The sequence below is a fragment of the Streptomyces cyanogenus genome, from assembly GCF_017526105.1.
Taxonomy (GTDB): domain Bacteria; phylum Actinomycetota; class Actinomycetes; order Streptomycetales; family Streptomycetaceae; genus Streptomyces; species Streptomyces cyanogenus.
In genome coordinates, this window is sequence record NZ_CP071839.1 from 8,473,736 (window position 1) to 8,485,603 (window position 11,868).

Annotated in this window: 8 protein-coding genes; 7 read left to right on the forward strand and 1 reads right to left on the reverse strand. The window is 73.1% G+C overall.

From position 1 onward, the window contains the following. Positions 1 to 94: 94 nt before the first annotated feature. Genes S1361_RS37420 through S1361_RS37440 form a run of 5 tightly spaced genes read left to right on the forward strand, consistent with a single transcriptional unit; the run spans position 95 to position 8,547 of the window. On the forward strand, positions 95 to 2,059 hold the full coding sequence (locus tag S1361_RS37420) for a hypothetical protein (protein ID WP_208036247.1): 1,965 nt from the start codon (positions 95 to 97) through the stop codon (positions 2,057 to 2,059). After that, entirely contained in the window at positions 2,052 to 4,088 is a 2,037-nt protein-coding gene (locus tag S1361_RS37425) for a TOMM precursor leader peptide-binding protein (protein ID WP_208036248.1), read from the forward strand. Before S1361_RS37420 ends, S1361_RS37425 begins: the two co-directional genes overlap by 8 nt. A gap of 22 nt (positions 4,089 to 4,110) precedes the next feature. Then, on the forward strand, positions 4,111 to 5,766 hold the full coding sequence (locus S1361_RS37430) for a nitroreductase family protein (RefSeq protein ID WP_208036249.1): 1,656 nt from the start codon (positions 4,111 to 4,113) through the stop codon (positions 5,764 to 5,766). Next, on the forward strand, positions 5,763 to 7,331 hold the full coding sequence (locus S1361_RS37435) for a SagB/ThcOx family dehydrogenase (RefSeq protein ID WP_208036250.1): 1,569 nt from the start codon (positions 5,763 to 5,765) through the stop codon (positions 7,329 to 7,331). Before S1361_RS37430 ends, S1361_RS37435 begins: the two co-directional genes overlap by 4 nt. A 43-nt stretch (positions 7,332 to 7,374) precedes the next feature. Then, positions 7,375 to 8,547, forward strand: coding sequence for an NAD(P)/FAD-dependent oxidoreductase (locus S1361_RS37440; protein ID WP_208036251.1), 1,173 nt, complete (start codon positions 7,375 to 7,377; stop codon positions 8,545 to 8,547). Between the two features lie 57 nt (positions 8,548 to 8,604). On the opposite strand, the gene S1361_RS37445 is transcribed toward S1361_RS37440, so the two are convergent. Further along, positions 8,605 to 9,372, reverse strand: a complete 768-nt coding sequence (locus tag S1361_RS37445; RefSeq protein ID WP_341829362.1) for a LuxR C-terminal-related transcriptional regulator — start codon at positions 9,370 to 9,372, stop codon at positions 8,605 to 8,607. 202 nt (positions 9,373 to 9,574) lie between these two features. Here S1361_RS37445 and S1361_RS37450 point away from each other — a divergent pair, with 202 nt between their 5' ends. Then, positions 9,575 to 10,816 carry a cytochrome P450 family protein gene (locus S1361_RS37450; protein ID WP_208036253.1) on the forward strand — a complete coding sequence of 414 codons (1,242 nt, stop codon included), beginning with the start codon at positions 9,575 to 9,577 and terminating at the stop codon, positions 10,814 to 10,816. Positions 10,817 to 10,818: 2 nt separating this feature from the next. After that, on the forward strand, positions 10,819 to 11,859 hold the full coding sequence (locus tag S1361_RS37455; protein WP_243769584.1) for a methyltransferase: 1,041 nt from the start codon (positions 10,819 to 10,821) through the stop codon (positions 11,857 to 11,859). Positions 11,860 to 11,868 lie beyond the last annotated feature (9 nt).

The following is an 11,868-nucleotide window of genomic DNA, read 5'->3' on the forward strand; positions in this document are numbered from 1 at the left end:
GACGGACGAAAAGGTGCGGGGCCACCTGACACGATCGACCTCATGACTCGCCCGGGCGGCAATGCCCGGCCAGCCGAACGCGGAGTCCTCCACCATGCAGAGCACCATCGCGGCCATGCGTCCGCGGATGAGAACCGGCGTCTTCTTCACCCCGACCCCGGAAGGGGACGGTGTCCTGCTGACCAAGGGCAGTGACATCGTCACCTTCCAGGGCGCCTCGACCTACGCGTGGCTGGAGAAGCTGTCGCCGCACCTCGACGGCAGACACAGCGTCGGCGACCTCACCTCGGGCCTGAAACCCACGACGCGTCAGATGGTCGAGCGGCTCGTCGGCGCGCTGCACGACGCCGGTCTGGTCCGCGACGTGAGCCAGGACGCGGACCACTCCCTGTCGGAACGGGAACTGGCGGAGTACGCCGCCGAGATCGCGTTCATCGAGACGTTCCGCACCTCGCCGGCGCTGCGCTTCCAGCGGTACCGCCGCACGCGGCTGCTGGTCCTGGGATCCGGCCCGGTGCTCTCCGCCACGGTGGACGGTGCCCTGCGCTCGGGCGTGGCCCGCGTCTCGGCACGTTTCGCGGGCGACGTGCCGACGGAGGAACCCGCCGTGCGGGCACGTCTGGACGAACTCGCCGACGACGTTCGGCGCGGTGACCTGGAGCGGAGCCTGGCCATCGGATCCATGGACGTGACCGACACGGCGGCGCTGCACCGCGCCGTCGAGGCCGCCGACCTGGTGCTGTACGCGGCCGACCGCACGGATCCCGGCTGCCTGGGGGCGATCGACCTGGCCTGTGCGGAACTCGGCCGGACCCTGATCCCGGTGACCATCCTCGGTGACGAGGCGTGGGTCGGCCCCGTCTGCCCGGCCGATCACCGGACGACGCGCTGGGAGAGCCTGTGGCAGAGGCTGGGCCGGCCGCGGCAGGACGCTGCGGCACGGAGCGGTTTCCTCACCGGGCCCGTCCCCGGCATCGTCGCCAACCACCTCGTCTTCCGCGCGTTCGAGCATGTCACCGGCGTCACCGGACACGACGAGGCGGAGACGCCGCAGGCCGGTGCCGTACGCATCGACCTGGAGACGCTCCAGACGTCCGTCCACACGCTCGTCCCGCACCCGCCGGCCACACCGGCCCGCACGGTTCGCGAACTCGCCGACGCGCCCGCCGTGGTCGCCGAGGAACTGGCCGAACGCGTGGGCGCGTTGACCGACGAACGGCTCGGTGTGCTGGGCCGGGCGTCCGAAGAGCACTACGAGCAGTTCCCGCTGCGGGTCGTACGGGTCGCGGTCGCCGATCCCGGCCGTCCCGGAGAGTCCTTCCCCGTGTGGGGTGCGGGAGCCGACTTCGCGCAGACCCAGGACGCCGCACTCCGCCACGCGCTCGCCGCGTACGCCGTCCGCTCCGCCGCGCTCCGGCCGGCGCGCGGCGGAGGTCCGGTGACCGGGTTCGCGCTCGCGGACGGCACCCCGAGAGACGTACCGGCGGACACGGCCTTCGGACAGGCCGGCACCGGCCTCCCCGTCGGCACGGCCGCCGGGCCGACGTGGGCCGCCGCCGTGGAGCGGGCACTGCTCGACCACTGCCTGCGCAGGCTGCCCGCGGACGGCGACCGGCCGGCAGCCGACGGCCTCGAACCGACCCCCGCGGGGGGCCGGTACCGTGAGCTGCTCCTGGCCACCGGCGCTGACCTGTCGATGCACGCGCTCCCGGCCCCGGCCGGGGTGAGCGCCTACGCCTGCCGCCTCGACGGAGACCTCGGCGGCGGACACGGCCTGGTCGAGCGCGGCGTCGGCTTCACTCCCGCGGAGGCCGCCGAAGCGGGCCTCGGCCGGCTCCTGCTGGCCTACCAGGCCGAGGCCCACGGCCAGACCGAGTACGCTCCCTCGGCCATGGTCTCCCTGTGGACCGCGGACCTCGCCGACTCCACACGGCACCGTCCGTTCGTCGAGGCGCTGCGCGCCGACGGCCTCGAACCCGTCGTGGTGCCGCTCGACCAGGATCCGGCCGTCCACGCCGTGCTGCCTCACGTGGTCCGGGTGGTGCTCCTCGATGCCTGAGACCACGCCTGCCGCCCCGGCCCGTCCGATCGCCGTGCTCGGCGACGGAGGGCTGCTCGACCGGGCCACGGAAGCCGCCGTCGCCCGCTCCTTCCGGCTCGTCCGCCCGGAACCCGACGCGCTTGCCGACACCCTCGGTACCTGCGCGGCGATCCTGGTGCCCTCGGAAACCCCCGACACCGCCCGCCACGCCGGGGCGCGCAAGGCCGCGGAGGTGGCGGGCATTCCCTGGATCCCGCTCCACACCGACGCGGACGCCATCTATGTCGGGCCTGTCGTCACCAGCCCGGGTGACGCCTGCCCGACCTGCGCCGACTGGCGCCGCCGCCTCGCCCGTGACCAGGCGCAGCACCACGAGACCCTGCGCGCCCGCCACGGCGCCGCCATGGCCGCGCAGCCCTCGCCGCTGCGGACGCGAGCGGCGGCGGCCGTGGCGGCCGGGCTCGCGGTGGCCCTGCTGGAGGCGACCCTGTCCGGCAGGGCCCTGCCGCAGGACGCCGCCGACCGCGCGGGCACCGCCACCGGCCGCCGCCCGGGTGACCGGTTCCTCCGCGTCGACCTCGCCTCGCTCGCCGTCGGTGCCCACCGCTACCTGCCCTGCTCGCTCTGCGAGGACTGCGGAGGTCTCCCGCCGGACGGTCCCGAGGCGGCGCGTATCACCCCGCTGTCCCGCCCGAAGCCCGCACCCGACGTCTTCCGGGTGCAGAACGTGGTGGCGCGCGAGCAGGAGTTGTACGACATCTATGTGGACGGCGTCGCCGGTGTCGTCCCCTCCGTGGACGACGAGCGCGGCGGACCGCTGCCCCGCGCGGTGGCGCCGCTCAGCTCCCTGCGGGGCAACAGCTCCCAGCACGGCTGGGGCCGCACGACCGACTACCGCACCTCCCGGCTCACCGCCGTGCTCGAAGCGCTGGAACGGTTCGGCGGGGAGCAGCCCCGAGGCCGGCGCACCACGGTCACGGCGAGCCGGCGCGAACTGGGGGAGCGGGCGGTGGACCCGCGCGCTTTCGGCCTCTATCCCGACGACCGGCACGACCTGCCCGGGTTCCCCTACCTCCGCTACCACGAGGACCTGGTGATGCCCTGGGTGTGGGGGTACTCCTTCGCCCGCGCCGAGCCTGTGCTCGTGCCCGAGCGGTACGCCTACTACGCCGCGCACAGCCACGACGATCCGCGCTTCGTCTACGAGATCTCCAACGGCTGCGCCATGGGCGGCTGCCTCGAGGAGGCCATCCTGTGCGGCCTGCTGGAGGTCGCCGAGCGGGACGCCTTCCTGATGACCTGGTACGGGCGGATGCCGATCCCGCGCGTCGACCCGGGCTCCGCACGGGACCGCTCCATCCCCATGATGATCGAGCATCTGCGCCATCGGACCGGGTACGAGATCCAGTTGTACTCGGCCACCCTTGAGCAGGGCGTCCCGTGCTTCTGGGCGGTGGGCCTCGACGCCCTCGGCGACCCGGACCGGCCGCGCGTGCTGTGCGCGGGCGGCTCCGCGCTGCTGGCCGAGAGAGCCGTGGTCAACGTCCTGCACGAAATGGCGCACCTGCTGGAGCACGCCAAGATCTACGACGCCGCGGAACGGGAGCGCGCCGCGCGCATGGTGCGCGACCCGTCCCTGGTGAAGGTGATGGGCGACCACTCCGTGCTCTACAGCCACCCGGACGCGTTCGACCGGTTCGACTTCCTGCTGTCGGAGCGCGAGGCACGGCCGTTCGCGAGTTTCGAGGAGCAGTGGCGGTGGCCCGCGTACACCGATCTGCGGGCGGACCTCCAGGAGATGCTCCGTCGCTACCTGGACCGGGGCATGGACGTCGTGGTCGTGGACCAGACGACGCCGGAACACCGGGCGGGCGGCTTCGCCTGCGTGAAGGTCATGGTCCCCGGCACCCTGCCGATGACCTTCGGACACCAGAACCGGCGGGTCGACGGCCTGCCCCGGCTGCTGCGCGTCCCGTACGAACTGGGCTACCGCGACCGGGAGCTGACACCGGAGGACGTCAACCCTCACCCCCACCCCTTCCCGTGAGAGACACCCGAGGACAGAGCGGATGACCGCCATCGAACGGCCCACTCGGCCGACCCGGCCCACCGAGTCGCCCGGCGCACGGTACTGGCACCGGTCGCTGCACGACTACGCCGCCATGATCCGGCAAGGACCGGGCGGCCGGGAGGGCCGACCGGCGGATCCGGAGAGGTTCACGCGCTTCGGCGACCTGCCCCGGTACCCGCTGCCTCCACCGCCCCGCGCGCTCGGCGCGCTCGGCCGGTGCCTCGGCCCGTGGCACGCCGGGCCCGGGACGGGCGGCCCGCCGCCGGTGCCCGCGCCGAGCGCCGCCTTCTACTCGGCGCTGCTCCACTACTCGTGCGGGGTGTTCCGGACGGAGTTCGGACCGACGGCCCGCTGGCCCTACCACCGGGCCGTTCCCTCCGCCCGGTGCTTCGCGCCGGTGGAGACCTATCTGTGGACTCCCGGGCACGACGAAGTCCCCGCGGGTGTCTACGCCTACGACCCAGCGCACCACACCCTGGTACTGCTGCGGGCGGGCGACTTCGGTGCCCTGCTCGGCGCGGCGCTCGGCGCGGACATCGCCGACGCCGTCGGGGTGCTGCTGCTGTCCACGGTCTTCTGGCGCACCGCCTTCCGCTACGGCGCCTACGCCTATCGCCTGTGCGCACAGGAGTCGGGGCTGGTGGCCGGCAACGCGCTGATGGTCGCGGGCGCTCTCGGCGCACAAGGACATCTGCACCACCAGTTCCTCGACGGGCCGCTGGAGCGGCTGACGGGCGTCGCGCGTCCTGACGAGAGCATCGCCGCCGTGCTCGCCCTCTACCCGGGGCGCGAAGACGACGGCCGGCCGATCCTGCGCTCCCCGGCTCCGCACACCGAGGCGGCGCTGTCCGCCGCGATCGGTCCGGTGACCGGCCGCCCCGCACCTCCTGTCACCGCCGTCCGGTCTCTCGGCGACCTGGTCGCCGTGGACACCGCCGCCCGCCTCACCGGCACGGCGGCCTTCGCCCGGCTGCCCCACGCCGTGTCCCCCGTCCCGAGGGCGGCCGGCGGGGCCGCGGTGGCCGGGGAACTCGCCGACTGCCTGCGCAGGCGTACCTCCGGCGCCCCGGTGTTCCACCCCGAGCGGCGGCCCGTCCCGCTGGATGCGGTGCTCGGGGCCGTCGGGGCCGCCCTCGCGCCGTTCGTGTCCGACGCCGTGCCGGACGGCTCCGCGCCGCCCGTCAGGGCGCACGTGTGGGCGGTCGACGTCACCGGAGCCGAGGACGGTCTGTACGAGATGACCGAGCACGGGCTGCGTCATCTGGGCTCCGTCCGGATCGCGGACCTCGGCCTGGCGGCGCCCAACATCCACTACCGCACGGTGAACGCCGTGGTCTTCCTGTCGGTGCCCCGAGAGCAGGCCCAGGCCGCCTTCGGCGACCGGGGATTCAGAGTGCTGCACCACGAGGCGGGAGTCGTCGCACAGCGCCTGTGCGTGCTGAGCACCGTGGCGGGACTTGCCGCGCGCGTCCACAACGGCTACACGGCGAGGGCAGTCGCGGACGCCCTGCGCCTTCCTCCGGGACACGAACCGGTCTTCCAGATCGCCCTCGGCACACCCGGTGCCGACGAACGCTACCTGATGCCCGTCCCGGAGCACCTTCCCCAGACGCACGGCGGCTCCTCGGCTCGGAAGGCGGTACCAGCCGCATGACCACCCACGCCCCCACCCTCGGTTCGGCGGCACTGGCCTATCTCGCCTCCGGCCATCAGCCGCCGGACGCGCTGCCCGCCGCCGACCCCCTCACCCTCCCGCCGGTCCACAAGCGCTATCCGTCGGCGGCCCGCCAGCCGCTGCCGGCCTGTGCCGGCCCACGGGACGACGATCCGGCCCGGCGCCTGTCGTGGCTGCTGCGTCAGACCAACGGCCTGACGAGGATGCGCTGGATGAGCGGCATCATGCCGCTCGGTCTCGGAACCTCCGCCGTGCGCCGCGACCGCGGGGTGCTGCTGTCCCCCGGCCGCACGGGGGCGTCCTCCGGGTCCCGCTATCCCGTGGAGGTGTATGCCGCCACCCCGGGGGGTGCCGGGCTGCCGGCCGGGCTTTCCCACTACGACCCCGTGCACCACGCGCTGGAATGGCTGCGTGAGGGCGACGGACGCGACCTGCTGACGTCGTCGCTCGCCGAACCGCCCGACGAGCTACCGGAGTTCGTCCTGCTGCTCAGCAGCGTGCTGTGGCGCAACGCGGCCAAGTACGGCGTGTTCGGCTACCGCCTGCAGAGCCTCGACGTCGGCGTGGTGACCGCGCAGGCGGCGGCCGCTGCTGCGGCGACCGGACTGTCGGCGACCGTCCATCTGCGCTACGACGACGCGACGCTGGACGAGATACTCGGTCTCACCCCCTTCGCCGAGAGCGTGTTCGCGGTGCTCACCCTGCACCGGCCGGACGTGCCCGCGCCGCACCGGCCGGACGGCCCGCCGTCGGCCGCCGCGCCGACCGGGCGGTGGCGTGGCGAGGTACCCGCCGCCCGGCCCGGACCGGTGTCCGTCACCGGGGTGCCCGCCCTGGGGGAGGTGGCAGCCCTGCACGCCGCCATCCGCGCCGCCGCTCCGGGCCTGTCCCGGCCCGTCCCGGCCTGGACACCGCCTCCGGGCGCCTCCCGGCACGTGCTGCCCGCGGCCGCGCTCGACGTGGTGGACGGCTTCGCCGGCCGGCGTACCGTCTACGGCTACCGTCCCGGCGAGGTCCAGCAGCGGACGCTCGGCGCTGTGCTCGCCGCTGCCGCGGAAGCGGTCACCGCCGACACCCCCGTCGGCCGGACGGTCCGGCTGGCCGGAGTCGTCCAGCGGGTTCCCGGGGTGGAGACCGGCGCGCACCTGTACGACCCGGCCGGTCACGCGCTGGTCGCCACCCGGGGGTCGGACGCCGTGGCGGCCGTGATCGGCGCCAGCAAGAGTCCCATGCTGGCCGACGAGTGCCGCACCGCCACCGCGGTCCTCGCGCCCTGCGGCGACCTGCGGACCGGCGTCGAGACCTTCGGCGACCGCTGGTACCGCGCCCAGAACATCGCGGCGGGCGCGCTGGCCCAGCGCGTCGCGCTGGCCGCGGCCGCCGCCGGTCTGGAGAGCCATGTCCACTGCGACTTCGACCCGGAGGGCGTGCGGTCCGCTCTCGGCCTCGCCGAGGGGCCGCTCCAGCCGCTGGTGCTGGTCACCGTGGGACCGCGGTCACCGGACCGGACGGATCCGCAACTGCCGCTGGGAGCCGGCGTATGACCGTCCCGAGGAAGGCCCGACGGGCAGAAGGGTGCACCGACTGATGGAGACCTACGACGTGGTGGTCGTCGGCGCACGCAGCGCCGGCGCCGCGACCGCGATGTTGTTCGCGCGCGCCGGTTACCGGGTTCTGCTGCTCGACCGCGCGACCTTTCCCAGCGACACGCTCTCCACCCAGCACATCCACCGGCCGGGACTGCGTCTGCTGAGGCGGTGGGGACTGCTGGAGCGGCTGACGGCGACCGGCTGCCCGCCGGTGCGCCGGATCTCCTACACGCTCCAGGACGTGCGGCTCTCCGGTCCGGTACCCGCGGAGGAGGGGATCGACGCGGCGTACGCGCCGCGCCGGTACGTACTGGACAGCCTGCTGATCGACGCGGCGGTCGAAGCCGGGGCCGCCTTCCGCCAGGGTTGCGCCGTCACCGGCGTACTGACCGAGGACGGGCGGGTGACCGGAGTGCGCTGCCGGACCGGCCGGGCCGGACCGGCCGAGGTGCGGGCCCGGCTGGTGGTGGGCGCGGACGGGATGCGCTCGACGCTGGCAGGCTTGTGCGGGGCCCCGGTGGAGCGGGAGGACGCTCCGCGCACCTGTGTGTACTACGGCTACTGGGAAGGGCTGCCCGCGCAGTTCGAGGTGTACGAGCGGACGGGACGGCTGATCGGCGTGGTCGGCACACACGACGAACTCACGCTCGTGGCCGCCTACTTCCCCCAGGAGGAGTTCGCGCACGTACGACGCGACGCTGGCCGCGCGTATCTGGACGCCATCCGGACCACCGCCCCCGAGCTGGCCGAGCGTGCCCTGTCGGCGCGCCGCGTCGAGCGGTTGCGGGGCACCGGCAGTCAGCTCAACCACGTCCGCACGGTGACGGGACCGGGCTGGGTGCTCGTGGGAGACGCCGGATGCCACAAGGACTCCATCACCGGCACCGGGATCAGCGACGCCTTCGAACAGGCCGCGCTGCTGGCCGAGTCGGTCGGCGACGGTCTGCACGACGACCGGGAGCTGGGCGTGGCGCTGGACCGCTATGCCACGGAGCACCGCCTGCTGATGGACCCGCGGTACCGGACGGCGCTCGACATGGCGCGGCTCGAAGTGCCCGAGGAGCGCCTGGAGTTCACCCGGTGGATCGCGCGTGATCCGGCGTCGGCCGGCGCGTTCCTGTCGGTGGCGGTGAGCCATGCCGACGCCCGGATGCTGCCGGCCGTGGGATGAGCGAGGGGGGCCCGGCGGGGCGAACCGGTGCCGGAACCACCCTTCCGGCTCACGCGTTCACGCCGCGCAGGGCCTGACCAGCCCCGTCTCATACGCGAGGATCACCGCCTGGGTGCGGTCGCGTAGACCGAGCTTCTGGCACAGGTGGTAGAGGTGGGATTTGATCGTCGCCTCGCTGAGCGACAGGATCTTGGCGATCACCAGGTTGGAGTGGCCGTTCGCGACGAGCGCCAGCACGTCACGCTCTCTCTTGGTGAGCAGCGAGAGCTGGGCGGAGTCGGCGGAGGCGGCCTCGGGCGAACGGCTGACCAGCCTGCTGACCAGCTGCACGGCGCCCGGCGATTTCAGCACCATCGCGCCCTCGGCGACGTCGCGGATGGCGGCCGGAAGCGTCTGGGGGTCGCAGTTGCCGGGCAGCAGCCCGCGCACCCCGCCCTTCAGGGCCGACAGCAGCTCCGCCTGCTCCGTTCGGGAGCTGAGCATGAGGACGCCGGGCGCGGTGTCCGCGGAGATCCGGCGCAGGCTCCTCGCCATGGCGATGCCGGCCGCGGCGTCGGCGTCGTGGTTGATGAGGACGACATGGGGCCGCAGATCCCGTACCCCTGTGAGCATCTCCCGGCCGTCGACGGCCTCGCCGACCACCGTGATGTCCGGTTCGCCATCCAGGACGCTGACCATTCCCGCTCGCATCAGATGTCGTGGGTCGCAGATGAGTACCCGTATACAGTCGGCCCCGGTTTTGTTCGTCATGCTGTGAAACCCCCATGCGTGCATGATGTGCGAATCGGGCATATGGAAGCGGTCGTCACGTATGGTCTGGACCATTCGCCCTCCAGGCAGACTACTGACAACGCCCCGCAAAGATCCAGGGAGATCCGAGCCTGGCCGCCAACTCCCCTGTGACGAGCGGTGGAGAGCCGCCCGGAGGCTCAGACCCCAGTCTGAGGAGCAAATCCGGTCCACGGACGGACGACACCACCCGGCCACGGTGCGAAGGTGATCCGGTCGGTCGGCTCAGGGGGAAAAGATGCACACTCAGCCGGATCTGGATCCATTGCTCGGCTTCAGCCCGTACCGGCTGCTCACCGAACCGGACGCGGTCCACCAGCGGATGCGCCGGGAGGCGCCGGTTCGCCTCGTTCGGGAGGAGAGCGGTTTCACGTACTGGCTGATCTCCCGGTACGCCGAGGCGCGCCAAGCACTGCGTGAGCCCTCGCTCTCCAACGATCCGCGGCGCCTCGGCCACGCGGTGGACATGGACAACGCGTACTCACCGATGGCGAACAACGACCCGCCGCACCACACACGGCTGCGCAAGCTCGTCTCCCACGGCTTCACCCGGCGCCGGATCGAGGCCCTGACCCCACGGGCCGCGGCGGTCACCGACGATCTCCTCGACGCGATCGCGCCCACCGGACGCGCGGACCTGATCGCCGACCTCGCCTTCCCGCTGCCGGTGCTGGTCATCTGCGAACTGCTCGGGGTGCCCACCCAGGACCGGGAGGCCTTTCGCACCTGGGCGGCGCGCACCCTCTCCACCACCGCGGGCCCGCGCACCCGCGAGGAGCGCTCACGCCGGCTACGCGCGTACTTCACCCGGCTCGTCGCGGCCAAGCGGGCCGTCGTACGGCCCGGTCTGGCCCCGGACGAGCAGCCCGATCTGCTCAGCGCCCTCGTCGTGGCGCAGGAGCGGCAGAGCGTCCTCACCGACGACGAACTCATCGGACTCGCCGTGCTGTTGCTGGTCGCCGGACACGAGACGACGACCAACCTCATCGGGAACGGCCTGCTGACCCTGCTGCTCCACCCGGACCAGTTGCGACTCCTGCGCGACGACCCGTCCCTGCTGCCGTCCGCCGTGGAGGAACTGCTGCGGTACGAGGGATCCGCGGGCCAGTCCTCGCTGCGCGTCGCGGTGGACGACGTGCGCATCGGTGAGACCCTGATCCCACGAGGTTCCGTCGTCAACATCGGCCTGTCGCTGGCCAACCGGGACCCCAAGGCGTTCCAGGACTCCGACACCCTGGACATCCGGCGCGAACCCCATCCGCACCTGGCGTTCGGGCACGGCATCCACTACTGCCTCGGGGCGCCGCTCGCCCGCATGCTCGCGGCGACGGCGCTCGGAGCGCTGCTCGGCAGACTCTCCGGCCTCGCGCTCGCGGCACGACCCGACGAGCTGCGCTGGCGCCGGATCAGCATTCTGTGCGGGCTGACCGCACTCCCTGTCTCCTTCGATCCCGTTCGTCCCGAAACGAGTGGCACGTGACCATGATCGACCCGATGGCGGCAGCCAACCTCTACCGCCTCGCCTTCGGTTTCGTCCCCGCACAGATGATCCATGCCGCCGTCCGGCTGCGGCTCCCCGACCTGATGACGGGCCGGACCACGACCGCCGAGGAGCTGGCGGCGCGGACCGAAACCCACGCCCCCACGCTCCGCCGCCTGCTGCGCGGACTGGCCTCGATCGGGGTGCTGGAAGCGCACGACGGTGAAGGCTTCCGGCTGGCTCCGGCGGGAGAACTGCTCCGTTCGGACGTCGCGGGTTCCGTCCGCCCGATGCTGATGCCCTACTTCCACGAGGCCCTGTGGGCCTCCTGGGGGCGGCTGACGGACTGCGTGCGCACCGGGCGGCCGTCCGTGGAGACGGTCACCGCAGGTTCCGTGTTCGACCTCTTCGCGGCCGACCCGGAGCTGGGCGCGGAGTTCCACGCCGCGATGGCGGTCAGCAGCGGCGCGGAGGCCCAGGCGCTCGCGCAGTCGTACGACTTCGCGGACGTCGGGACCGTCGTGGACCTCGGTGGCGGAAACGGCACCCTCCTCGCCGGGATCCTCGGGTGCCATCCCCACCTGCGCGGCATCCTGGTCGACACCCCCGTGGGCGTGGCCGGAGCCCCGGACACCCTCACCGCAGCCGGAGTCGCGGACCGCTGCGACATCGCGGCCCAGGACTTCTTCGCTTCCGTGCCCGACGGCGGCGACCGCTATGTGATCAAGAGTGTCCTGCACGACTGGGACGACGAGCGGTGCGTGAAGCTGCTCGGAAACTGCCGCCGGGTCATGTCGGATTCGGCCAGGGTGCTGATCGTCGAAGTCGTCGCACCCCCCGTCGTGGACACCACGACAGACCCCTTCCTCACCGTCAGTGACCTGAACCTGATGGTGCTGACCCACGGCCGGGAGCGCACCGAGACGGAGTTCATCGGACTCCTCCGGGCCGCCGGTCTGGAGCTGACAGGCATCGGCGCTCCGCTCGGCTTCAGCGGCTACCGGGTCATCGAGGCCCGCACCGCCGCCGGCACGGCCGAGTGACCCGCCACG